The 23,626-nt window shown below is 41.6% G+C and carries 21 protein-coding genes; 10 read left to right on the forward strand and 11 right to left on the reverse strand.

The annotated features are described in order from the left end of the window. Window positions 1–21: 21 nt before the first annotated feature. The 4 genes from MURRU_RS05870 to MURRU_RS05885 all read left to right on the forward strand — a co-directional run bounded on the left by MURRU_RS05870 (window position 22) and on the right by MURRU_RS05885 (window position 6,674). The gene (locus tag MURRU_RS05870) at window positions 22–3,165 is read left to right on the forward strand and encodes an efflux RND transporter permease subunit (RefSeq protein ID WP_014032519.1); all 3,144 of its coding nucleotides are present in this window, start codon (window positions 22–24) and stop codon (window positions 3,163–3,165) included. Window positions 3,166–3,184: 19 nt separating this feature from the next. Then, window positions 3,185–4,585 (forward strand): efflux transporter outer membrane subunit, encoded by a 1,401-nt coding sequence (locus MURRU_RS05875; protein WP_014032520.1) that lies wholly within the window; start codon window positions 3,185–3,187, stop codon window positions 4,583–4,585. Between the two features lie 16 nt (window positions 4,586–4,601). Further along, on the forward strand, window positions 4,602–5,204 hold the full coding sequence (locus tag MURRU_RS05880; RefSeq protein WP_014032521.1) for a TetR/AcrR family transcriptional regulator: 603 nt from the start codon (window positions 4,602–4,604) through the stop codon (window positions 5,202–5,204). A 174-nt stretch (window positions 5,205–5,378) separates the two neighbouring features. Further along, the gene (locus tag MURRU_RS05885; protein ID WP_014032522.1) at window positions 5,379–6,674 is read left to right on the forward strand and encodes a Zn-dependent hydrolase; all 1,296 of its coding nucleotides are present in this window, start codon (window positions 5,379–5,381) and stop codon (window positions 6,672–6,674) included. A gap of 38 nt (window positions 6,675–6,712) precedes the next feature. On the opposite strand, the gene MURRU_RS05890 is transcribed toward MURRU_RS05885, so the two are convergent. The 4 genes from MURRU_RS05890 to MURRU_RS05905 form a co-directional block, all read right to left on the reverse strand. Beyond that, a complete protein-coding gene (locus MURRU_RS05890; RefSeq protein ID WP_014032523.1) occupies window positions 6,713–7,003 on the reverse strand; it encodes a helix-turn-helix domain-containing protein in 291 nt (96 codons plus the stop codon). A 5-nt stretch (window positions 7,004–7,008) separates the two neighbouring features. Continuing rightward, window positions 7,009–7,185, reverse strand: a complete 177-nt coding sequence (locus MURRU_RS18065) for a type II toxin-antitoxin system RelE/ParE family toxin (protein WP_281023875.1) — start codon at window positions 7,183–7,185, stop codon at window positions 7,009–7,011. Window positions 7,186–7,395: 210 nt separating this feature from the next. Beyond that, window positions 7,396–8,094, reverse strand: a complete 699-nt coding sequence (locus MURRU_RS05900; protein ID WP_014032524.1) for a lysoplasmalogenase — start codon at window positions 8,092–8,094, stop codon at window positions 7,396–7,398. Continuing rightward, window positions 8,088–8,561 (reverse strand): CYTH domain-containing protein, encoded by a 474-nt coding sequence (locus tag MURRU_RS05905; protein WP_014032525.1) that lies wholly within the window; start codon window positions 8,559–8,561, stop codon window positions 8,088–8,090. The genes MURRU_RS05900 and MURRU_RS05905 overlap by 7 nt, the downstream gene beginning before the upstream one ends. 27 nt (window positions 8,562–8,588) lie before the next feature. Here MURRU_RS05905 and dinB point away from each other — a divergent pair, with 27 nt between their 5' ends. Continuing rightward, window positions 8,589–9,689, forward strand: coding sequence for a DNA polymerase IV (gene dinB, locus MURRU_RS05910; RefSeq protein ID WP_014032526.1), 1,101 nt, complete (start codon window positions 8,589–8,591; stop codon window positions 9,687–9,689). 131 nt (window positions 9,690–9,820) lie between these two features. On the opposite strand, the gene MURRU_RS05915 is transcribed toward dinB, so the two are convergent. Then, window positions 9,821–12,601, reverse strand: coding sequence for a M16 family metallopeptidase (locus MURRU_RS05915; RefSeq protein WP_014032527.1), 2,781 nt, complete (start codon window positions 12,599–12,601; stop codon window positions 9,821–9,823). A 226-nt stretch (window positions 12,602–12,827) separates the two neighbouring features. Between MURRU_RS05915 and MURRU_RS05920 the strand changes: the two genes are divergently transcribed. Continuing rightward, a complete protein-coding gene (locus MURRU_RS05920; RefSeq protein ID WP_014032528.1) occupies window positions 12,828–13,406 on the forward strand; it encodes a TetR/AcrR family transcriptional regulator in 579 nt (192 codons plus the stop codon). A 65-nt stretch (window positions 13,407–13,471) separates the two neighbouring features. Here MURRU_RS05920 and pyk read toward each other — a convergent pair whose 3' ends face one another. From pyk to MURRU_RS05945, 5 genes are all read right to left on the reverse strand, one after another. Further along, window positions 13,472–14,914 carry a pyruvate kinase gene (gene pyk, locus MURRU_RS05925; protein WP_014032529.1) on the reverse strand — a complete coding sequence of 481 codons (1,443 nt, stop codon included), beginning with the start codon at window positions 14,912–14,914 and terminating at the stop codon, window positions 13,472–13,474. A gap of 2 nt (window positions 14,915–14,916) precedes the next feature. Beyond that, a complete protein-coding gene (locus tag MURRU_RS05930) occupies window positions 14,917–15,387 on the reverse strand; it encodes an IPExxxVDY family protein (protein WP_014032530.1) in 471 nt (156 codons plus the stop codon). A 106-nt stretch (window positions 15,388–15,493) separates the two neighbouring features. Next, window positions 15,494–16,231 carry a ribonuclease III gene (rnc, locus tag MURRU_RS05935; protein ID WP_014032531.1) on the reverse strand — a complete coding sequence of 246 codons (738 nt, stop codon included), beginning with the start codon at window positions 16,229–16,231 and terminating at the stop codon, window positions 15,494–15,496. 9 nt (window positions 16,232–16,240) lie between these two features. Next, window positions 16,241–17,491 (reverse strand): beta-ketoacyl-ACP synthase II, encoded by a 1,251-nt coding sequence (gene fabF, locus MURRU_RS05940; RefSeq protein ID WP_014032532.1) that lies wholly within the window; start codon window positions 17,489–17,491, stop codon window positions 16,241–16,243. A gap of 102 nt (window positions 17,492–17,593) precedes the next feature. Continuing rightward, a complete protein-coding gene (locus MURRU_RS05945) occupies window positions 17,594–17,827 on the reverse strand; it encodes an acyl carrier protein (protein ID WP_009778413.1) in 234 nt (77 codons plus the stop codon). A 162-nt stretch (window positions 17,828–17,989) separates the two neighbouring features. Between MURRU_RS05945 and purN the strand changes: the two genes are divergently transcribed. The 4 genes from purN to MURRU_RS05970 all read left to right on the forward strand — a co-directional run bounded on the left by purN (window position 17,990) and on the right by MURRU_RS05970 (window position 22,353). Further along, complete coding sequence (purN, locus tag MURRU_RS05950; protein ID WP_014032533.1) at window positions 17,990–18,553, forward strand: phosphoribosylglycinamide formyltransferase; 564 nt, start codon at window positions 17,990–17,992, stop codon at window positions 18,551–18,553. Beyond that, on the forward strand, window positions 18,554–19,189 hold the full coding sequence (locus MURRU_RS05955; protein WP_014032534.1) for a ribonuclease H1 domain-containing protein: 636 nt from the start codon (window positions 18,554–18,556) through the stop codon (window positions 19,187–19,189). A 294-nt stretch (window positions 19,190–19,483) separates the two neighbouring features. Beyond that, window positions 19,484–20,410 carry a PfkB family carbohydrate kinase gene (locus tag MURRU_RS05965; RefSeq protein ID WP_014032535.1) on the forward strand — a complete coding sequence of 309 codons (927 nt, stop codon included), beginning with the start codon at window positions 19,484–19,486 and terminating at the stop codon, window positions 20,408–20,410. Window positions 20,411–20,454: 44 nt separating this feature from the next. Continuing rightward, the gene (locus MURRU_RS05970) at window positions 20,455–22,353 is read left to right on the forward strand and encodes an amidophosphoribosyltransferase (protein WP_014032536.1); all 1,899 of its coding nucleotides are present in this window, start codon (window positions 20,455–20,457) and stop codon (window positions 22,351–22,353) included. A 657-nt stretch (window positions 22,354–23,010) separates the two neighbouring features. Here MURRU_RS05970 and MURRU_RS05975 read toward each other — a convergent pair. Next, on the reverse strand, window positions 23,011–23,619 hold the full coding sequence (locus MURRU_RS05975; protein WP_014032537.1) for a superoxide dismutase: 609 nt from the start codon (window positions 23,617–23,619) through the stop codon (window positions 23,011–23,013). Window positions 23,620–23,626 lie beyond the last annotated feature (7 nt).

A 23,626-nucleotide genomic window follows, 5' to 3' on the forward strand; every position in this document is an offset into this window, starting at 1 on the left:
CATTTATAGAGCAAATTATATATGTTCCAAAATTTCATAGATCGTCCTGTACTTTCCACTGTAATATCCGTTATTATTATGATATTGGGTATTCTGGGCCTTAGTACTTTACCCGTAGAACAATATCCCGAGATTGCTCCGCCAACCGTTCAGGTTAACGCCAATTATACCGGAGCCAATGCCGAAACAGTACTAAAAAGTGTAGTGATTCCACTTGAAGAGCAGATCAATGGTGTGGAGGGCATGACCTACATGACCTCATCCGCCAGTAACGATGGTGCGGCCAACATTAGCGTATTTTTTGAACTTGGCGTTGACCCCGATATAGCAGCGGTAAACGTTCAAAACCGAGTTGCAAGGGCCAACAGTTTGTTGCCGCAAGAAGTTATAAACATAGGGGTAACTACCCAAAAGGCCCAAAACAGTGCATTGTTATTTTTCTCCATTTACTCTGAAAATGAGGATTACGATGCCACCTTTGTGGAGAACTATGCCAAAATTAACCTGGTTCCACAATTACAAAGGATCAAAGGAGTTGGTAACGTCAACGTATTCGGGGCCAAAGATTATTCCATGCGGATATGGATTTCTCCTGATAAAATGGCTGCATACAATTTGGTGCCAGCCGATATACAGGCTGCTTTGAGGGAACAGAATACCGAAGCAGCAACCGGTAAAATTGGTGAAAATGCTGATGGTATTTTTGAATATGTGATGAAATACAAAGGACGGCTCTCCGAGGTAAAAGAATATGAAAACATTATTCTAAAAACTACTGAAGACGGAGGGTTTCTTCGCTTAAAAGATGTTGCCGAAATCGAGTTGGGAGCACTAAGCTACGTTAGAAAAAACTCTGGTATGGGAAACCCCGGTGTTGCTGTGGGGGTTTACCAAACATCTGGATCCAATGCAAAGGAAATCATCGACGAAATTGAAACCATCTTGGAAGAATCCAAAGCAGATTTTCCAAAGGGACTGGATTATGTAATCCCCTTTAACTCCAAAGATTTCTTGGATGCCTCCATCGATCACGTTGTAAAAACATTGATCGAGGCATTTATTCTGGTATTTATTGTGGTGTTCCTGTTCCTTCAGGATTTTAGATCCACACTTATCCCCGCCATTGCGGTGCCCGTAGCCATTGTAGGTACTTTTTTCTTCCTACAGTTGTTCGGGTATTCCATCAATATGCTTACCCTTTTCGCTATGATCTTGGCCATTGGTATTGTGGTGGATGATGCCATTGTGGTGGTTGAGGCGGTACACGCAAAGTTGGAAGAGGGAGCCGACTCTGCAAAAACTGCGACAAAAAACGCCATGAGCGAAATTTCTGGGGCCATTATCTCCATTACCTTGGTAATGTCGGCAGTATTTATCCCGGTTTCCTTTATCAAAGGATCTTCGGGTGTTTTCTACCAACAGTTTGGTATTACCCTTGCCGTTGCGATTCTAATATCAGCCGTTAATGCGTTGACCTTGAGTCCTGCCTTGGCGGCATTGTTCCTAAAACCGCATAATCCAGAAAAAGGTAAAAAATCCAATTTCTTGAACCGTTTTTTTAAGGCCTTCAACATTGGTTTTACGGCCATGACAAATAAATACACCAATACCATTGGTACTTTGGTGAAAAGAAAATGGATAACCCTTGTTCTTTTACTCGGTTTTAGTGCACTGGCCATATTTCTGTTCAGGTCAACCCCCTCTGGCTTTGTGCCAAATGAAGACCGTGGGATGATCTTTGTTAATGTGAGCATGCCTCCGGGAACAACCATTGAAAAAACAGAGGAAACCATCATGAAGTTGGATTCCATTTATGAATCCATGGACGTGATCGACGCTAGAATGAGTGTGGCCGGATTTAGTTTATTGAACCGAGTAAGTGCCGGGTCTTATGCATTCTCTATCATGAAGCTGAAAGATTGGAGCGAAAGAGATGCAGATTCTTTGTCCGTTAATGCGACCATGCAAAAGCTTTACGGAATTACGGCAGGTTTCAATGATGCTGAAATCATTTACTTTACGCCTCCGAGTATTCAAGGTTTTGGTACCAGTTCCGGTTTTGAGGTACAACTTCAGAGCAAAACGGGCGAAGATTGGAATTCCATTAACGATGTAAAGAATCAATTTTTGGGAGCGCTCAATGCCAGACCGGAAATTCAGTATGCCATTTCGCAGTTCGACCCTGGTTTTCCACAGTACAATTTGGACATTGACATGGAGAAAGTGAAAATGGCAGGCTTAACCGCAACCGATATTTTCAATTCGCTCCAAGGTTATTTTGGAGGTATTTATGCTACCGATTTTAACAAATTTGGTAAGCAGTACCGTGTCATGATTCAGGCCAAACCCGAAGATCGGGCCAACGAGAACTCCTTGAACCATATTTTTGTTAGGAATGCCAATGGCGAATCCGTCGCTGTAAGCCAGTTTGTGGACCTAAAGAAAATTTATGGTCCCGAGGTTGTGCAACGATTCAACCTGTTGAGTTCCGTAAGCATAACAGGGGTTCCCAACCCAGGCTACAGTACAGGTGATGCCATTACCGCTATTGAAGAAGTGGCTGCTCAAGTGTTGCCAACTTCTTATACCTACGATTACTCTGGACTTACAAGGGAAGAAAGCAATGCCGGTTCACAGACCATCCTCATATTTATATTGAGTTTGGTGTTCGTTTACTTCCTGTTGAGTGCACAATACGAAAGTTACATTTTACCACTATCCATATTGTTGTCGCTGCCATTTGGTATTGCAGGAGCCATTCTTTTCATCAACTTGGCAGGCTTGCAGAACAATATCTATTTCCAGATTGCCCTGATCATGTTGATCGGTCTGTTGGCCAAAAACGCCATTTTGATCGTGGAGTTTGCCCTGCAACGTAGACGCGCTGGACTATCACTTTTTGATGCTGCCGCAGATGGGGCACGTGCCAGACTTCGTCCAATTTTGATGACTTCTTTCGCCTTCATATTTGGTCTATTGCCATTGGCCCTTTCATCAGGAATCGGAGCCGTAGGAAACCAATCCATTGGGATAAGTGCCGTTGGGGGCATGCTGGTCGGAACCATTTTGGGAGTTTTTGCGGTACCTGTGCTCTTTGTAGTGTTCCAAGCGTTGCAAGAACGCATATCAGGAAAACCGGAATCCATCAAAGTAAACAATGCTTAATTACAAAAGCTTAAAAAACATGAAAATAAAATCCATATATAAATTCATCCTGTTACTCTCAGTACCGTTATTGCTCCAATCTTGCTTTGTGGCAAAAAACTACGCTAGACCAGAGGTAGAAACTGAGAATCTATACAGAACGGACAACCTTCCACAGGACAGTGTTTCCATGGCAGATGTATCTTGGAGAGACTTGTTCAATGATGAGCAGTTGAGATCCCACATTCAAGAAGGTCTGGAAAACAATATTGATATCAGGATTGCCCTGCAAAACGTAATGGCCGCCGAAGCTTACCTTAAACAAGGAAAAGCCGGATATTATCCAACCCTTTCAGGGACGGCTAGTTTCACGCGGACAAAAAACTCGCGAAACAGTCAGTTTGGTAGCTTTTTTACAAGTGCCCTGGAGCAATACGAACTCTCCGGTGCCCTTTCTTGGGAGGCCGATGTTTGGGGCAAGATCAGAAGCAACAAAAGAGCTTTTGGTGCAGCCTATTTGCAGAGCGTTACCGCACATCAAGCAGTAAAAACGGAATTGATCGCCAACATAGCCAGCACCTACTATCAATTAATGGCATTGGACAAACAGTTGGAAGTCGCCAAACAAACCTTGGAAGCCAGAAAAAATAGTCTGGAAACCACCATCGCTCTAAAGGACGCAGGACAAGTAACCGAAGTTGCGGTAAAACAGACCGAAGCACAAGTACACACCACAGAAATTATTGTAATCGAGCTGGAGAACAACATCAAACTTTTGGAAAACGCCTTTAGTATGCTATTGGGAGAAGCTCCACAAAAAATACAGCGTGGCAATTTGGACAATCAAACCATTGATACGGAATTGAGCACCGGGGTACCCTACTTGCTGCTTGCCAATCGCCCCGATGTGATGCAGGCAGAATATAGCCTCATTAATGCATTTGAATTGACCAATGTGGCCAAAAGTAGTCTATATCCCTCTTTGAGTTTATCCGCTTCGGGAGGTTTTCAGAGTTTGGAGTTTGATAATTGGTTGGATGCAAGCTCACTCTTTTCAACCCTGGTAGGCTCTTTGACACAGCCCATTTTTAACGGAAGACGGTTACGCACCCAAGTGGAAGTGGCCAAGGCCCAACAAGAACAAGCATTGTTGAGCTATAAACAAGCATTGCTCACGGCAGGTAGAGAAGTGAGCGATGCCCTTTATACTTATGAAGCGGAAACCCAAAAAATGGAGGCTCGTTCCAAAGAACTCGAAGCCTATTCAACAGCCGAAGATTATTCCGAAGAGCTTTTGAACAATGGTTTGGCGAATTATTTGGAAGTATTGACCGCACGTCAAAATGCATTGAATTCCGAGCTCAATTACGTAGATACGCAATACGCACAACTTAGTGCCATTGTGGAACTGTATAGAGCTCTTGGAGGAGGCTGGAAATAAAAACAAAACAGTAGTATTGGGGGATAAAAACGACATATTGGCCTATGCCATTGAGAACTTCACCAAGTTCGGAAGCAAAAGGTTCTCCATGGATGAACTGGCGAAAAACCTTGGCATTTCAAAAAAAACCCTCTACAAGCACTTTAACAGCAAGGAGAAACTGGTAAAGGAAAGTCTACGGTATTATTTGGACAACATTCGGGCCAATGTGGACAATTACATGCTCGAAAACCCTAACGAAGAACAACCCCTTATTACTATAATTTTTATATACAAGCAGGGGTTGATCACCCTTCAGGAAATCAACCCTGCTTTTTTACATGGGCTCCACAAATATTATCCCAAGGCGTATGAAATATATTCCCAGTTAAAAAAGGACATTGTATGGAATGTTGTATGCCCCCTTTTAAAAAAAGCCCAAGAATTGGGGCAAGTCAGAAACAATGTCAATGTTGAATTGGTCTGTACATTGTTTTTGTCCCGAATGGAGGAAACCGTGTATTCAAAGGCCAATTTATTCGATGAATATAGCATCCACGAGCTGCTGGATCATATCATTATCAATAATCTACGGGGCATTCTTACATTGGAATATCTTCAAAAAAGCCCCCTACAATAGTACTCCTCCCAATCAATTTTAAAATAAACCCCTTCAATTTTAAGATGTTCCCCTTTAAATAACTGAACGAAAATTGATGGGCCATGAATTAAAATCTCCCACCACAGAAAACGCTGCCTAAGTTTTTAAGAATAGTTATTCCTAAATTCCTATCTTTCAAAAAACCAGGTAATCATGAAACATCTGCTTACACCCGTATTGACCATTTTTTCCTTTGGAATTTTAATTGCACAACAATCAGACCTCAAAATCAATCAAGACCGTCTTGAAAAAAGAATATTTAATCTTGCCGAATTCGGCCTTCAAGAGAATGGTGAAACCGAGCGGGTTGCCTTTAGCGATGCTGACATAGAGGCCCGAAATTGGGTGATTGAAACCCTAAAGGGTTTTGGAATGGAGGTGAAAGTTGATGCGGCAGGGAACATCATAGGTACTAGGGACGGAACAGATACATCAAAAAAGCCAATTGCTTTTGGCTCCCATATTGATAGGGTACCAAACGGCGGAAATTACGATGGTTGTTTGGGTTCCATGGCAGCTTTGGAAGTGATTGAAACCCTAAACGAGAACAATATAAAAACCAACCACCCGCTTGAAGTCATCATTTTTCCGAATGAAGAAGGTGGTGTGATGGGGAGCAGGGCCATGGCAGGAAACCTTGGGAAATCGGCCCTATCGGTGGTAAATTCTACGGGATATTCCATGGGTGAGGGCATTATGCGAATTGGTGGAGATACCACGAAATTGGAAGAGGCCAAACGCGAAAAAAATAGCTTAGCAGCTTTCTTGGAACTTCATATTGAACAAGGGGGCAAGCTCGAAAAAGAAAAACTGGATATTGGCGTTGTCGAAGGCATTGTTGGCCTTAATTGGTGGGATGTTGTCTTTACAGGCTTTGCGAACCACGCAGGCACTACCCCCATGAACGCTAGACAAGATGCGCTGCTGGCTGCCGCCAAATATATTGTGGCCGTAAACGAGATTACCAATAGCTTCGAAGGAACCCAAGTGGGCACAGTGGGTCGAATTAAGGCCGAGCCTGGTGCTCCAAACGTAATACCTGGTAAGGTCATTGCAAGTTTAGAGATACGTGACCTATCCTCTGAAGTGATTCAAAAGGTGTATGAGGCTATCAAGGAAAAAACGGAGGAGATAGCCAAAGCTTCCGATGTGTCCGTGGAATTTTTGCCCTTGGACACTACAGCGGAGCCTGCCTTGACCGATACAAACATTCAAAAGGAAATCGAGGCATCAGCAAAGGCTCTTGGGTTAACCTATCAATATATGCCCAGTGGCGCAGGCCATGACGCTCAAGACATATCAAGATTTGCACCTGTTGGGATGATCTTTGTGCCGAGCAAAGGGGGTATCAGCCATTCCCCTAAAGAGTTTACTTCGGCAGAAGATATGGCAAATGGCGCCAATGTACTTCTGCATTCCATTTTGTCCTTGGACAAGAAGTTGGATTGATGTATTCCGTCGGCTTTGTTGATCACAGTACTTTTTCGTTACCTTATTTGTATATTCAGATGTTTTCCGAGCCCAATCTCAATCAGCTTGTAATAGGTCGAAATTTGAATGTCGCTTAATCCACGTTCAATTCGAGAGATATAGCTTTTTTTTGTTCCTGTTCTTTCAGCAAGCTCTTTTTGTGTCAAATTTGCCTCTTTTCGAGCTTCTTTTAACATAATACCTAGTCTGAAAGCAAGAGATTCCGCATCATATTTATCTCGTCTTTCAGTTCCTTTCTTGCCATATTTTTCGATGAGGACGTCCTCAAAGTCCGTTACATTTTTCATATCAGCTATTTTTTATTTTTTAAATATTCCTTTTTTAATTTCTCAGCAAGTTTGATTTCTTTTCTTGGTGTCTTTTGGGTTTTCTTTACAAAACAGTTTGCAAGCACAACCAAATTCCCATCGTCGAAAAAACATAGAATCCGTATGCTTTTGTAGGTCGTAATCACACGCACCTCATAAATTCCGTCTGTGTTTTAAAGTGCTTTGAAGAATTTTTTAGGTACTTGCCTTTCAAATCGAACCAAATCCAATACATATTCAATTTTCTCTTGGACTTTATCCTCTTGAGCTTTATAAAAATCAACAAAATATCCTTTGTATACGATTATCTTTCTTACCACAAAACAAAGTTAACCAATTAGTTTACTTTTGGTGATAAAAAGTTTTAAATTTTAGTTCGGTTTTCTCGTATGTGCACCGATTGCTGGTTTTAAAACTATTTTGCGAGTAGCGTTCGCAATCAAACTGATGCTTAACCAATATGTAGCCAAAATCAATGGGCCCGATAGGTAAAATGGGGTCATGAATTTGGCAATCGCCAATAGGGTGTCCGAAAGCATAAAGAACAATACACCCATAGTAATATATGCGTGTGCATTGTTCCTTTCACGTAGGTAGAGGCCCACCCCCTGCCATGCCATAAACGTGATTATCACCACATAAATGGAAACGGGCAGCAGCAAATCTCCTAAACCCGGCCTTAACCAGAAGAACAATACCCCGCCTATGCAAAACAGCACCAAAAAGGAAATCCAGTTTTTGTAAAATCCCTTGTATTGGATAAATGACACTACAAATAGAATATGGGCCACTAAAAACGCTACAAGGCCAAATAAAAAGTAGTTTTCAAAAAGCAACAGTACATCCCCTAGCAAACAGAAAGCCAAGGCGATAGTGACCATTCTACCTAATTGAACACAGCTCTTTTTGGGAGTAAAGAAGGGTAAAGTGATTACCAAAATCGTGGTCAACGGCTTGAATATCATAAAAAGTTGCTTGTGGTCGTAAAGACCAAAGTAAATGGCCAAAACGGCACTAATTACAATCAATATATTGATTGTTCCTGCTGCTTTTAAGGATTTGGCTACCATTCCCTGAACGGTTTTTTACTTAACTGGGAATTGTAGTATTGGATTTGACCGGTTACTTCCTCACCCAACCATTCAGGCTTTTCAAAACGTTCGTCTTCATGGTTCAGTTCTACTTCTGCCAAAATGAGGCCTTTGTTCTCGCTCAAAAACTCATCCACTTCATACAAATGATTTCCAAAGGGCACCTCAAAACGTATTTTTTCTAAAATGCCTGCTTCGCACAAATCAATAAGGTTGGTCGCCTCTGCAGCAGTAATTTCCGTTTCCCATTCAAATCTTGTGGTTCCCGATTCGTTGCTGGCCCCTTTTACGGTTAAAAAACCTTTGTCGCCACTAATTCTCACTCGCACGGTTCTATCAGAGTCTGTATTCAAGAATCCCTGCACTATTCGGGTTTGAGATGTGGCCTTCTGCTTAAACTCATCAGATTTAACTAAAAACTTTCGTTCTATTTCCAAGTGTTCCATCAAACTAAATATACCCTAAATTTGAAAATGGACTTCGATTTTCCGTTAAGAAAAATTATTCATGTGGACATGGATGCGTTTTACGCATCTGTAGAACAGCACGATAACCCGGAACTAAAAGGGAAACCCATTGCCGTTGGTGGAGGTTCCAAACGCGGTGTGGTATCGGCTGCGAGCTATGAAGCCAGAAAATTTGGGGTGCGAAGTGCCATGGCGGGGGCCATTGCCCGAAGAAATTGTCCTGAACTTATTTTTGTAAGACCCCGTTTTGATCGCTACAAAGAGATTTCCAAGCAAATTAGGGGCATCTTTTTTGAATATACGGATTTAGTGGAACCCCTTTCTTTGGATGAGGCCTATTTGGACGTTACCGAGAACAAAAAAGGAAATCCATCGGCCACCCTGATCGCGCAAGAAATACGTAACAAAATCTTTGACAAAACAGGATTAACGGCTTCGGCAGGAATCTCTATAAACAAGTTTATAGCCAAAGTTGCCAGCGATTACAACAAACCGAACGGGCAAAAAACGGTCAACCCCGAGGAAGTCATTGAATTCTTGGAAAACCTGGATATCCGAAAATTTTATGGTGTGGGTAAAGTAACTGCCGAAAAAATGTATCGCTTGGGCATTTTTACAGGATTCGACCTAAAGCAAAAGTCTGTGGATTTTTTAGAAAAGCATTTTGGAAAAAGCGGCAGCTACTATTACAATGTGGTACGGGGAATACATTTGAGCAGTGTAAAACCTCATCGGATTCCAAAATCGGTCGGAGCTGAGCGCACTTTTTTTGAAAATCTGAGCAGTGAAATCTTTATGCTGGAAAAATTGGAGAATATTGCCTCGGAACTGGAAAAAAGACTTCAAAAATCTAAAATAGCGGGCAAAACAATCACCCTAAAAATTAAGTATAGCGATTTTACCTTACAGACCCGTAGCAAAACACTGCCCTATTTTATTGCAAGCAAAGACCTTATTTTGGAAACTGCCAAAGAACTGTTGTACCAATCATCTTTAGAAAACTCGGTTCGCTTGTTGGGTATTTCTTTGGCCAACCTCAACACCGAAAAGAAAAAAGAGAGCGAAAAAAAGGAATCGGTACTCGTTCAGCTCAAATTTGATTTTTAAAAAAGAGGCTGTCCGAAGTATTTTTACTGCAACCTGAACTTTTTTAGGTTCCCATATCGGTTATTCATCAATTTGATGAGATTCCGAAACGAGTTCGGAATGACGCTTTCTCGGACAGCCTCCTCTACAATTTAATTTTTAATATCCGTTTCCACGGGTTCTACCGCAGGTTTTTTGGGATTGCCATCGGCATCAATTTCTATGATGTTATCAAAACCGAGTTCGTCCAATTTGTCTATAATTTCAGCCCTATCGCCCACCATAAACCAATTTATTCTTTCTGGTTGTACCACTTCATTGCTCACTTTTTTGATATCGTCCACAGATAGATTCCTTACGTTTTGATCATACTTCTGATAATAGTCGTCCGGTAAATCATATCGGACCAAATTCCTGACCGAACTGTTGACCGAGCTGTTGGTTTCCCATTGTCCTGGAAGTTTCAACACTTGATTGGTTTTTACCTTTTCAAGCTCTTCTTTGGTTGCGGGCCGTGTAGAGGTAAATTCGGATATTTCCTTTCTTATCTCGGTTACGGATTCCGCAGTTTTATCCGTTTGAACTGGGGCATACACGATAAATGGGCGTTCTTCTTTTGAGCCAATCACAAAACCTCCTGCTCCGTAAGACCAGTGTTTGTCTTCCCTTAAATTCATATTGATCCGGGAAGTAAAATCGCCCCCGAGAATATTCACCATTTGCTCCAAGGCTATCTCGGAAACATCACCGTACTTTTCGGTTAAATGCCCTGCAAGGATTACGGATTGCTGCGACTCTGGTCTGTTCATCAAGTACAGGGTGTTTTTTGTATTGGTCTTTGGCTCGTTAAAAACAATGTTGGGTACATCTCCCTTTTTCCATTTGCCCAAGGTTTTTTCCAATTTGGACTTCAACTCGTTCATCTCCACATCTCCTGTAACAATTAAGGTGGAATTATTGGGTTTGAACCAAGTATTGTAGAACGCTACAACATCTTCCCGGGTCAATTTGGAAACCGTATCCTCATATCCCGTTCCGGTATATGGGCTGCTGTACGGATGATCTTCTCCATAAAGGTATTTGTTCATTACCCGTAAGGCCATGGAAATGGGTTGTGATTTTTCTTGTTTTATATCATTGATCTGCTCTTTTTGAAGCCGTTCAAATTCTTTTTGTGGGAAAATGGGGTTGAGCACAACATCCATAAATAGATCCAAACTGGCATCAAAACTCGGTTTTAATGTGCTCATGTATACATTGGATTCATCTTGGCTGGAAAACGTGTTCAAAGATGCTCCGAGCAACTGAAGTTGTTCGTTGATTTCCAAGGCATCCATGTCCTTGGTTCCCTCATCCATCAAATTCATGGCCAACTTGGCCGTTCCGGGGTTGGATAAGTGATCGGTCTTGTAACCTGCATCGGCCACCAAGTTTATCACTATGGTCGGTACTCCTTCGCGCTGGGCCAAAACTACATTGAGTCCGTTGGATAATTGGGTGCGTTGCAGTTCTGGGAATTTTGAGCTTTTTGGCGCTCCCAGTTCTGGCAATTTACTTCTGTCTACTGAAGTCGCTACGACATCATATTCCGGAAATGGTTTGCACACCAAAATGTGCTTTCCTTTGGTAAGCCATTTAGCCGCAGTTTTCTTTAAATCTTCGATGGTCGCTTCTTCCACATACTTCAACTTGGTTTTATAATAGGATGCATCGCCATGGTAGGTTTGATTGGATGCCAGGATATCCGAAACTCCACCGAAGCCTCCTATACGCTCCAAACCTTTAATGAAATTGGCAAAGTAACTCGCCTTTACCCTTTTAAGTTCTTCTTCTGTTGGGCCCTCTTTGATAAATTTATCGATCTCGGCCTCAAGTTCTTGCTCCAGTTTTTTGGAATCCTCTCCTTCTTTTACATTTAAATACGTGATAAATCGGCTCGCAATCTCACTCGATGCTTGGAAAGAAACAGCGGCACTTGCCGATTGATCTTGGTAAATGAACTTTTGATATAATCTTGAATTTTTTCCACTGGTAAGAATGGCGGAAATTAAATCAAAGTGGAGATCTTCCTTGAATCCGAACGGAGGTGTATTCCAAGCAAAGAGTACCCTGGTCTCGGGAACGCGGTCTTCATATTCCTGACGGGAATCATAGATTTTGTTTGGAATATTGACCTCTTGGCGTTCCACAGTCGGGCCAGATGGGATATCTCCAAAATACTTGATTACTTTTTGATGAACCTCCTCCGCATCAATATCACCAGCTACGGCAACCACTGCATTGGCCGCTCCATAGTAAGATTTGAACCATTCCTGTACATCCTCCAAAGAAGCGGCGTTAAGATCTTCCATTTCCCCGATTACAGTCCATGAATAGGGATGTCCTTTTGGATACATGGCTTTGGTCAAATAATCCCACTGCATGCCGTAGGGTTGATTTTCCCCTTGTCTTTTCTCGTTTTGCACCACACCTCTTTGTTCGTCCAACTTTTCTTGATCAATGGCCCCCAGTAAATGTCCCATCCGGTCAGATTCCAGAAACAACACTTGATCTAAGGCAGAAACAGGTACATTTTGAAAGTAATTGGTCCTATCCGTGTTTGTAGTACCGTTAAGGTCGGTTCCGCCAATACTTTCCAACGCTTGGAAATAATCGGTGTTGTAGTTTTCACTTCCATTGAACATCAAATGCTCAAATAAGTGGGCAAAACCACTTTTCCCGGGTTTTTCATTTTTAGACCCCACATGATACCATACGTTAACGGCAGCGATAGGGGCTTTATGGTCTTCGTAAACCAACAGTGTAAGGCCGTTTTTTAGGGTGTATTTTTTGTAATCGATGTCAATATCATCTGCTTTGAACTGAAAACTCTGTCCATAGTTCATGGAAGCGAAGAGTAGGCCAACAATAAAGGCCAGAAGTAACTTTTTCATTTTAGGTAGTGTTTTAATTATTTGATTGATAAAATTTGATATACAATATAGGAAAATGTTTACAATCAGCACCATATTAAATAGTTAGCCTTTATTTATAGCTTTAATAAAACCAACATTGCTAACTTAAACCCACATAATATGTTATGGTTGAACTTTAGTTTACATAATTTCTTTATTTCTTTGTAGAAGCATCCCCCGTTATAACAAGTATTACAACTTTTCTATGCAGCGAAGTGATTTACACCAACATATTATTACCACGGCGGGTAATCTTTTTTATTCCCAAGGATACAATTCAACAGGCATCAATGAGATTATATCAAAATGTGATATTGCCAAAGCCACACTGTACAGCCATTTTAAATCCAAGGAGGATATTTGTGTTGCTTATCTTAACCAGCGGCATGGTGCCTTCATGAATAGCTTAAAAGACTATGTAAACCAACGAACAGAAAGTAAAAGCCAACTGCTGGCCATTTTTGACCTTTTGAGGGATATGTACCTTGAAGAAAATTTTCAGGGGTGTTGGGGCATCAAAACGCTTGGGGAACTTTCTCCTGATCAAACCAAGATTCTGAACGTGATCCAGCAACAAAAAAAGGAGTTGCTACTGTATTTAGGAGAGGTCGTCGGAGATAATATTGCCAATTTGTCCAAAGCGGAAGCGGAAAAAATATCGAGCGGTCTTTATCTTTTGTACGAAAGTGCCGTTACCGAGAGCCACTTGTTCAAAAACGACTGGCCCATTTTTATGGCCAAGAACATTGCTCCCTTGCTTCTTACAGACATGGATTTAAAGTAACCTAAAACAAAAAAGGTGCGCAATGTTTCCAATGTGCACCTTTAAAGTTTGTTGATCAATGCTGTTTAGAAATTACAGCTTTCTATTTCGGTTACACGCAAGGTGTTTACCATACCTTTTTCCTTAATGGGCATTGCTGCCAAACTTACGAGCATATCCCCAACGTTCAAATATCCTTTATTACAGGCTATTTGGTTCACATCCTCAATGGTTTGGTCAGTGGATACAAATTTATCGTAGTAAAATGCGTTGACTCCCCACAAAAGGTTGAGCTGGGTCAAAATCCTTTTGTTCGATGTAAAAACAAGAATGTGCGCAGCAGGCCTCCAAGCCGAAATCTGAAAAGCAGTATAACCACTATTGGTCAATGTTGAAATTGCCTTTGCCGAAATTTCGTTGGCCATCAATGCTGCATGGTAGCAAACAGATTTTGTGATATATCTTTTGGTACGAATGTGTGGTGGATTCTGAGGTACCTTGATCAAGCTGGAGCCTTCTACACTGGTTACAATGCTAGCCATTTTCTCAATAACCTGAACCGGATAGTTCCCTACCGATGTTTCACCAGAAAGCATTACGGCATCGGCACCGTCCATTACGGAGTTGGCCACATCGTTCACTTCCGCACGAGTTGGTGTTAAACTGGTAATCATGGTTTCCATCATCTGGGTGGCAATGATTACCGGTATTCTGCCTTTTTTGGCACTCAACACCAATTGTTTCTGAATCAATGGCACTTCTTGCGCTGGGATTTCCACGCCCAAATCACCACGGGCAACCATAAGTCCATCGGAAGCCTTCACAATCTCCTCTATGTTTTCAAGGGCTTCAGGTTTTTCTATTTTGGAAATTACCGGGATTTTGTGCTCGGTGTGCTCCTTGATCAAGTTATGAAGGTCGTATATGTCTTGAGCGTGCCGCACAAAGGACAAAGCCATCCAATCCACGTTTTGGCTTATTGCAAAAATGGCATCCTTAATATCCTTCTTTGTAAGGGCTGGCAAAGAAATATCTGTATTGGGTAGGTTTACTCCTTTCTTGGATTTTAATGGCCCCCCTTGTATTACTGTTGCTACGACCTCATCCTCTCCATTGGTGGACTTTACTTCAAAAATAAGTTTGCCATCGTCCAATAGAATACGCTCTCCCGCTTTTACATCCTTTGGAAAGCTTTTGTAGTTCATGTACACTCTTTCGGCAGTCCCTTCAAAAGGCTCACCCGTAGCAAAAGTTACTTCATCACCGGGAGAAACAATGACCTCTCCTCCCATTACCCCAACTCTTAGTTTGGGCCCTTGCAGGTCGGCAAGTATGGCGGTATTTACTTCCATCTCTTCATTAAGCTCCCTTATCATTTTAATCCGCTCCGTAACATCTTCGTAAGCTGCATGTGAAAAGTTTATTCTAAAAACATCTACTCCCGCCAAGATCATTTCCCTTAGGGTTTCCTTCTTACTGGTAGCTGGGCCGAGGGTTGCTACAATTTTAGTCTTCTTTCTAGTTGGCATTGTTAAAAGATTAAATTTCTTTTTGATTTTAAGTTTTGTGTTTCTAATGGATATGCTGTTATTACCTTGGCAATCTGGTTGATGGAATTTATTTTTTGTGAAAACAAAGTTTCATCAGCTGCATCTACTTTCAAAAAATAATCCACTTCTTTTCGTTCTTTCACCAAATAATCGGTCCTTCTGGAAATATTGTTTTCAAACAACCCTACCGAAGGTATTTCTTCTTCAATTTCGCACTTGTTCGAAATCAGTGTCCAATAGACATCGTTCATTTCATCGTCCCAATCGAATACGGAGAAAGACATATTTTCATTGAGATGAAGGTCTTTTTTCATCCGTTTCAAATATAGCCCACAGGTGGAATTTATGGCATAGGTAATAGCATAATCTTCCAAATCACAGTGTATGGCGATGAGCGAAAAACTGTCATCATACAGATCAGCTGATATCTTGTGCGTTGTTAACATGCCCATAACACGAACGGTAAATATAGGCTTAATCCTAATGAATGCCTAGTTAATACAGAACAATACACTTACAAAAACGAGCGAAAACGTTTGAGTTTACCGTTATTTAAAATTACTGGTTCTCTATCTTGCTCTGCAATGCAAAATAGGCACGTTTAGATGCCTTTTCTTCTGCCTTTTTCTTGGATGTGGCCCTAGCTTTTGCCAACATTCTATCCCCAATAGTAAGTTTTACGGCAAAGTGTTTAAGCTCATCATTCCCTGTATCCTCGTACACATTGTAATTGAAGGGCTTCTTTTCTTTTTGGCACCACTCGATCACCAAACTCTTGTAGCTGATTACCTTACCTTCCAATTGTTCAATGTCCACGTAGGGCTCTATCACCCTTTCATCAATAAATTTTTCGCAGTAATTGTACCCTTTGTCCAAATAGATGGCCCCAACCAGTGCTTCAAAAACATTCCCATGGATGTTTTCGCCAAAATGTGCTTTGGGAATCCTACTTTCCACAAATTTTAACAGTCCTAAGTCTTTTCCCAATTCGTTCAGGTGCTTTCGGCTCACTACTTTGGAACGCATTTTTGTGAGATAGCCCTCATCGCCCTCAGGCACTTCGTTGTACAAATATTTTGAAATGATGGTTCCCAGCATGGAATCTCCCAAGAACTCCAAACGTTCATAGTTGACCGGATTTCCCTTATCGTCCCTTTTATTCATGGAACGATGAAGGAACGCAGTCTTGTAGATTTCTATGTTCTTGGGCTTAAATCCAAGGATTCTTTTGATTCCCAAAAAAAAATCCCCATCCGCGTTTGGATGGGAATTGAATATTTTGGAAGTAAGTTTCATGTTACAAAACTACCCTATTTTTTTGAATAACACACATGCATTGTGTCCTCCAAAGCCAAATGTATTGCTCATGGCAACCTTTACCTCTCGTTCTTGGGCCTTGTTCAAGGTCAAGTTGAGCGAAGGGTCTATTTGATCATCCACAACACTATGGTTAATGGTAGGTGGAACCAAATTATTTTCCATTGCCAAAATAGATGCAATGGCCTCAATGGCTCCTGCTGCACCCAACAAATGTCCGGTCATGGACTTGGTGGAGTTGATATTGATCTCTTTGGCATGGTCTCCAAACACTTTGGATATAGCTTTTAATTCGGCTACATCCCCAAGGGGTGTAGAAGTTCCGTGTGTATTGATGGCGTCTACATCCTCTGGTTTCATTCCTGCGTTCATCAAGCAGTTTTCCATCACTTTTACTACTCCTATACCTTCTGGATGTGGTGCGGTCATGTGGTAAGCATCGCTGGAGAGTCCCCCACCCAATACTTCTGCATATATTTTAGCTCCTCTAGCTTTGGCGTGCTCATACTCTTCCAGTATAAGCGCTCCTCCGCCTTCTCCCAATACAAATCCGTCGCGCGTAGCGTCGAATGGTCTGGAAGCGGATTCGGGGCTTTCGTTTCTAGTGGAAAGTGCGTGCATGGCGTTAAACCCGCCCATACCTGCAATGGTCACGGCAGCTTCACTACCGCCAGTAACAATAACATCGCAATGTCCCAACCTAATGTAGTTAAGTGCATCGATCATGGCATTGGCCGAGGATGCACAGGCAGAAACCGTGGTATAGTTAGGCCCCATAAATCCATGTTTAATGGAAATGTTGCCTGGCGCAATATCCGCAATCATTTTTGGGATAAAGAATGGATTGAAACGTGGTGTACCATCGCCATTGGCGTAGTTGATCACCTCATTTTGAAAAGTTTCCAATCCTCCTATTCCCGCACCCCATACAACGCCTACCCTAAACTTGTCCACAACGTTCAAGTCGATTCCAGAATCCGCTATGGCCTCATCTGAGGACACCAAGGCATATTGGGCAAACCTGTCCAGTTTCCTGGCTTCCTTCCTATCAAAATAATCTGAAGGATCATACCCTTTAAGCTCGCAAGCAAACTTTGTTTTAAATTTTTCGGTATCGAAATAAGTAATGGGGGCAGAACCGCTCTTACCGGTCCGTAGTCCTTCCCAATAAGCTTCCAAATTGTTACCTATGGGCGTTAACGCTCCCATTCCGGTAACCACAACTCGCTTTAACTGCATTGAACTATTTTTTTTACCCTTTAGACCTAAATTATAAAAAAAATTATCCATGTGATAACCACCACATGGATAATTTATAATCTTTAGCGATATATCATTTAATTACTTAGCTTCTTCGATGTAGCTAATGGCCTGACCAACAGTGGCAATATTCTCTGCTTGGTCATCTGGTATTTGAATATCAAATTCTTTCTCAAACTCCATGATAAGTTCAACAGTGTCCAAGGAATCCGCTCCTAAGTCGTTGGTAAAGCTAGCTTCTGCAACTACTTCATTTTCATCTACACCTAGTTTATCAACGATGATAGCCTTTACTCTTGATGCAATGTCTGACATAATTATTGTGGTTTTAAAAATTTAAATCGTTGGCAAAAATATAAAACTTTGGATTAAATACACCATTTGTCGATAAAATGTGCTCCAAATTAAACATCTTAAATTGCTGTACCTTACTTTAGCCGACGTAATTTAGTCCAAAATCACATGAATTCCTAACGAATGAAACGAATTGTAATCTTTGCATCGGGCAGCGGGTCGAATGCAGAAAATATTATTTCCTTTTTTCGTGAAAAACCAGAAGTGGCCGTAGTTGCGGTGCTCACCAACAAAAGCTCGGCCAAGGTTCTTGAACGTTGCGACCGTCTTGGGGTGCCCGCTTTTTATTTTAATAAACCCGCTTTTAAAGATTCTGATGCGGTCGTGAATATTTTACAAGGACTTAATGCAGATTTAATTGTGCTTGCCGGTTTTCTTTGGAAGATTCCATCAAACCTTATTAATGCCTTCCCCAATAAAATCATTAACATTCACCCTGCCTTATTGCCCAAATATGGAGGAAAAGGTATGTATGGGGAAAGAGTGCATCAGGCCATAAAAGAAAACAAAGAGACCGAAACTGGCATTACCATACATTATGTAAACGAAAATTATGATGAGGGCGCCATCATCTTTCAAGCTAAAACCACAGTGGAACCTTCGGATGATGCAGAAGTTATTGCCCAAAAAGTACACCAATTGGAATACGAACATTTTCCTAAAGTGATTGAAAAAGTTTTATCCTAAATGGCCAAGAAGAAAAAGTTTTATGTAGTCTGGAAGGGCAAACACCCCGGCATTTTTGAGTCCTGGACAGATTGCAAAGCCCAAATTGATGGGGTAAAAGGGGCACAGTACAAATCCTTCACCACTTTTGAAGAAGCCAAAAAAGCCTTCAACAGCAATTATTTGGAATATAAAGGCAAATCCAAGGGCAAAAAAGAACTTAGCCCGGAAGAATTGCTGAAAATCGGTGACCCCAATTACAACTCCATTGCCGTGGACGCAGCATCGAGCGGTAACCCGGGAAAAATGGAATATCGCGGCGTGGATACCAAAAGCAAGCGGGTTCTTTTTCACCAAGGCCCTTTTGAGCAGGGAACCAGCAACGTAGGAGAATTTTTGGCATTGGTGCATGGTCTTGCCTTTTTAAAACAACAAAAAAGTGACCGCATCCTTTATTCCGATTCCAGAATAGCAATAGGGTGGGTGCGAAAGAAAAAGTGCGGCACCAAGCTGAAAAAAACAGTCAAGAATGCCCAGCTCTTTGAATTAATCGAGCGTGCCGAGGAATGGCTCAAAAAAAATAGACACACTACTCCAATCGTAAAGTGGGAGACCAAGGCCTGGGGCGAAATTCCAGCCGATTTTGGCAGAAAGTAGCTTTAAAAATGAGATGTGAGACTTGAGTTTTGTTGAAGTCGGAAGTCGGTTGGCAGTAACAGTACGCAGTAACCCAATAACTCCAAACTTGAGTCTTGGTTCTTGTCTTTCTGTTCTTTTTTCTCTGTTCTATCTTCCCTTTTGACACTAATTTCACGAATCATCACGAATAGGTTTGCTCTTGAACTTGATGCTTGAACTTGAATTTGTATTTGCTCCACTCTTTTTCTTAAATCCTTTGCCAATGATTCCAAATGGAATATCAAAGCGTATATTTGCAGCAAAAATTAGGGAATGGGCAAATTACTGATCGTGGGAACCATGGCTTTCGATGCCATTGAAACACCGTTCGGGAAAACAGGTAGAATACTCGGGGGCGCCGCCACCTTTATCGGCTTGGCAGCTTCACAATTTAAAATAGACTCCGCAATCGTATCTGTGGTGGGAGATGACTTCCCTCAATCTTACATGGATATTTTAAAAAATAAGGACATCGACCTATCTGGGGTCGAGGTGGTAAAGGGTGGCAAAACCTTTTTTTGGGAAGGAAAGTATCATAACGACCTTAATTCACGAGACACTTTAGCTACCGAACTCAATACCTTGGCCGACTTTAATCCAGTGGTGCCCAATGATTATGCCGATGCTGATATCGTAATGTTGGGTAATCTCCACCCAAATATCCAGTTGAGTGTAATTAATCAGATGGAAAAACGACCAAAACTTATAGTTTTGGATACCATGAATTTTTGGATGGACAATACCTGGGATGAGTTGATGGCGGTAATCTCCAAAATCGATGTTATTACCATTAATGATGAAGAAGCAAGACAAATGACCAACGAATATTCCTTGGTCAAGGCTGCCGCAAAGATTCAGGAAATGGGTCCAAAATATGTGGTGATCAAAAAAGGGGAGCACGGAGCTCTTTTGTTCCATAAGGAAAATATTTTCTTTGCCCCTGCCCTTCCTTTGGAAGAGGTTTTTGACCCCACCGGAGCAGGAGACACCTTTGCCGGTGGTTTTGCAGGATATTTGACCGAGGCAGAAAACATTTCTTTTGAAAGTATGAAGAATGCCATTATCCATGGATCCAATTTAGCCTCGTTCTGCGTGGAAAAATTTGGCACGGAACGTATGGTGGATCTAAAAAAGAGCGAGGTAGACGCCCGCTTGGTACAGTTTAAAGAATTGACACAGTTCAATATTGAATTAACATAAATGTTTGCCCTGAAAATTTTCGGGGCTTTTTTATTTGGTTTGTTATGAGTGATCCCATTAAGCACGAATGCGGAATATCGTTGATCCGTTTGCTTAAACCTCTGGAGTACTACAAAGAAAAGTACGGCACCGCTTTTTATGGTGTAAACAAAATGTACCTGATGATGGAAAAGCAGCACAACCGCGGACAAGATGGTGCCGGTTTTGCCAGCATTAAAATGGATATGGAGCCCGGGGAAAGGTACATGAGCCGCGTACGATCGGCCCAACAGCAGCCCATTCAGGATATTTTTGCCCAAATCAACAACCGTATCAACACGGCTTTGACCGAACATCCGGAGTACGAGGACGATGTGGACTGGCAAAAAAAGAACATTCCCTACATCGGAGAACTTTTAATGGGACACGTTCGTTACGGAACTTTTGGCAAGAACAGCATTGAGAATGTTCACCCATTTTTAAGGCAGAACAACTGGATGCACCGTAACCTTATTGTTGCCGGAAACTTTAACATGACGAATGTTGATGAACTCTTCCAAAACTTGGTGGAGCTGGGACAGCACCCCAAGGAAAAAGCCGATACCGTTACCGTAATGGAAAAAATTGGTCACTTTTTGGATGATGCCGTAGCCAAGCTCTACAAACAGATCAAGAAAGAAGGATACACCAAAAGAGAAGCGTCTGCACTAATTGCAGAACGCTTGAACGTAGGCAAGATTTTAAGGAAAGCATCCAAAAACTGGGATGGTGGATATGCCATGAGCGGGCTTATAGGCCATGGTGATGCCTTTGTAATGAGAGACCCTGCGGGAATACGCCCAGCTTATTACTACCAAGATGATGAAGTTGTGGTCGTGGCATCAGAACGTCCGGTAATACAAACTGTGTTCAACGTTAATTTTGATGATGTAAAAGAGTTGGACCCTGGGCATGCCATTATCATTAAAAAAAATGGTTCCATGGCGCTCAAACAAATTTTGGAGCCCACCGAACGGAAGGCCTGTTCTTTTGAGCGCATCTATTTCTCTCGTGGTAGCGACAAGGAAATCTATCAAGAAAGAAAAAAATTAGGGAAACTTGTCTTTCCAGAAATATTAAAGTCCATTGACAACGATTTGGAGAATACGGTTTTCTCGTATATCCCCAACACGGCAGAAACATCTTTCTTTGGAATGGTAAAAGAGGCCCAGAACTACCTCAACAAGAAAAAGGAGGAACAGATTTTGGCCTTGGGATCAAAAATGACCGGAAAAGAGCTTCATAAAATATTGAATATTAGGCCTCGAATAGAGAAGGTGGCCATTAAAGATGCGAAGCTCAGAACCTTTATCACCCAAGATAGCAGCAGGGATGATTTGGTGACACACGTTTATGATATTTCTTATGGTTCGGTAAAACCTACGGACAATCTGGTTATTATAGATGACAGTATTGTTCGTGGAACTACCTTAAAGCGAAGCATCCTCAAAATCTTGGACAGATTATCCCCAAAGAAAATAATAGTGGTGTCCTCTGCTCCGCAAATACGTTATCCGGATTGTTACGGTATTGATATGGCCCGATTGGAAGATTTTGTTGCCTTTAAAGCCGCATTGGCCCTTCATGAAGAACATGGCACTACCCATAGGATAAAGGAGATTTACGAAAAATGTCTCACACAGACCAATCCCTCAAATAAAAATGCGGTAAACTATGTACAGGAGTTCTACGCTCCGTTCTCCGCCAAACAGATTTCAAAGAAAATTGGTGAGATTTTGAGTCCAGAAGACATCAACGCAGAAGTCGAGATTATTTATCAGACCATAGAAGGCCTGCACAGCGCTTGCCCAAAAAATCTTGGTGACTGGTATTTTACGGGCAATTATCCAACTCCCGGAGGTAACAGGGTGGTCAACAAGGCTTTTGTCAACTTTTTCGAGGGCAAGAACGAAAGGGCTTATTAAGTAATCGATAAAATGCACAAAAGTGCATTTTATCGATGAAACTAGTAGAACAGCGGGTTTTTATACAATCGCAAATCCGCAATCCTACTTTAGTGTCTGCCATAGCATAAGTAGGTTAAGTTCATGGTAAGATTTGGGGCAAAAAAGGTGGAAGCTATTCCACCTTTTTTATTTTCTACATTGTCCGAATCAGAAAATACTCATATTAGTTTCTTGACATTTATCAATCCAGAACCCTAGTTGTACACTTTAACCCATTTAAGGGAGTTTCATCTAAAAGCTTGGGCACTAAAACATCGCTTGGCTTACTTTTGGATCACCATAGCATAAGTAGGTTAAGTTCATGGTAAGATTTGGGGAAAGAAGCCGGAGCATGCTCCGGCTTCTTTATGTTTGACTACCAAGGTTTTAACAATTTTATCGATGAACTGCACAATTTCTTTTTCTTCTTAAAAGCAAAATATTTTTTAAAACCCTTTGTTATTTCTCACAATACCAGTATTTTAGTCTCGCCATAGCATAAGTAGGTTAAGTTTATGGTAAGATTTGGGACGAAAAGGGTGAGGACTTCCTCGCCCTTTTCTATTTTATAGAAACAGAAACAAAAAAAGCCGTGCACCAAGTGCACGGCTTTTCATATTATTATTGAACTAGTCCTTATTTACTAGCTGCATAATTCTCAGAAACTTTGTCCCAGTTGATAACACTGAAAAACTCTGAGATATATTCTGGTCTTCTATTTTGATAATGCAGATAGTAGGCATGCTCCCAAACATCCAAGCCCAAGATTGGGTAACCACCACAACCTACTCCTGGCATAATGGGGTTGTCTTGGTTTGGAGTGGAGCAAATTTCAACTTTTCCTCCCTTGTGTACGCACAACCATGCCCAACCTGATCCAAATCGGGTAGCTGCAGCTGAAGCAAATTTTTCCTTAAAGGCATCAAAAGAACCAAAAGCCTCATCAATGGCAGAAGCCAATTCCCCTGAAGGTTTTCCGCCTCCGTTTGGCGACATTACTTCCCAAAAAAGGTTGTGGTTAAAAAATCCCCCTCCGTTGTTTCTTACTGCTGCGTTGGACATGTCCAAACCAGAAAGGATATCTTCGATTCCCTTTCCTTCCAAATCTGTTCCTTCGATGGCACCATTCAATTTAGTGGTGTAGCCATTGTGGTGCTTGGTATGGTGGATTTCCATGGTCCTAGCATCTATATGAGGTTCCAATGCATCGTATGCATACGGTAATTTAGGTAATTCAAAAGCCATAATTATT

The organism is Allomuricauda ruestringensis DSM 13258 (genome assembly GCF_000224085.1).
Lineage (GTDB): Bacteria > Bacteroidota > Bacteroidia > Flavobacteriales > Flavobacteriaceae > Flagellimonas > Flagellimonas ruestringensis.

Bases quoted from the DNA above. Each gene is read 5' to 3' on its own strand.
- MURRU_RS05870 (WP_014032519.1), top strand. From the start codon at position 22: ATGTTCCAAAATTTCATAGATCGTCCTGTACTTTCCACTGTAATATCC.
- MURRU_RS05875 (WP_014032520.1), top strand. From the start codon at position 3,185: ATGAAAATAAAATCCATATATAAATTCATCCTGTTACTCTCAGTACCG.
- MURRU_RS05885 (WP_014032522.1), top strand. From the start codon at position 5,379: ATGAAACATCTGCTTACACCCGTATTGACCATTTTTTCCTTTGGAATT.
- MURRU_RS05890 (WP_014032523.1), bottom strand. From the start codon at position 7,003: ATGAAAAATGTAACGGACTTTGAGGACGTCCTCATCGAAAAATATGGC.
- MURRU_RS05900 (WP_014032524.1), bottom strand. From the start codon at position 8,094: ATGGTAGCCAAATCCTTAAAAGCAGCAGGAACAATCAATATATTGATT.
- MURRU_RS05905 (WP_014032525.1), bottom strand. From the start codon at position 8,561: ATGGAACACTTGGAAATAGAACGAAAGTTTTTAGTTAAATCTGATGAG.
- dinB (WP_014032526.1), top strand. From the start codon at position 8,589: ATGGACTTCGATTTTCCGTTAAGAAAAATTATTCATGTGGACATGGAT.
- MURRU_RS05915 (WP_014032527.1), bottom strand. From the start codon at position 12,601: ATGAAAAAGTTACTTCTGGCCTTTATTGTTGGCCTACTCTTCGCTTCC.
- MURRU_RS05920 (WP_014032528.1), top strand. From the start codon at position 12,828: ATGCAGCGAAGTGATTTACACCAACATATTATTACCACGGCGGGTAAT.
- pyk (WP_014032529.1), bottom strand. From the start codon at position 14,914: ATGCCAACTAGAAAGAAGACTAAAATTGTAGCAACCCTCGGCCCAGCT.
- MURRU_RS05930 (WP_014032530.1), bottom strand. From the start codon at position 15,387: ATGGGCATGTTAACAACGCACAAGATATCAGCTGATCTGTATGATGAC.
- rnc (WP_014032531.1), bottom strand. From the start codon at position 16,231: ATGAAACTTACTTCCAAAATATTCAATTCCCATCCAAACGCGGATGGG.
- fabF (WP_014032532.1), bottom strand. From the start codon at position 17,491: ATGCAGTTAAAGCGAGTTGTGGTTACCGGAATGGGAGCGTTAACGCCC.
- MURRU_RS05945 (WP_009778413.1), bottom strand. From the start codon at position 17,827: ATGTCAGACATTGCATCAAGAGTAAAGGCTATCATCGTTGATAAACTA.
- purN (WP_014032533.1), top strand. From the start codon at position 17,990: ATGAAACGAATTGTAATCTTTGCATCGGGCAGCGGGTCGAATGCAGAA.
- MURRU_RS05955 (WP_014032534.1), top strand. From the start codon at position 18,554: ATGGCCAAGAAGAAAAAGTTTTATGTAGTCTGGAAGGGCAAACACCCC.
- MURRU_RS05965 (WP_014032535.1), top strand. From the start codon at position 19,484: ATGGGCAAATTACTGATCGTGGGAACCATGGCTTTCGATGCCATTGAA.
- MURRU_RS05970 (WP_014032536.1), top strand. From the start codon at position 20,455: ATGAGTGATCCCATTAAGCACGAATGCGGAATATCGTTGATCCGTTTG.
- MURRU_RS05975 (WP_014032537.1), bottom strand. From the start codon at position 23,619: ATGGCTTTTGAATTACCTAAATTACCGTATGCATACGATGCATTGGAA.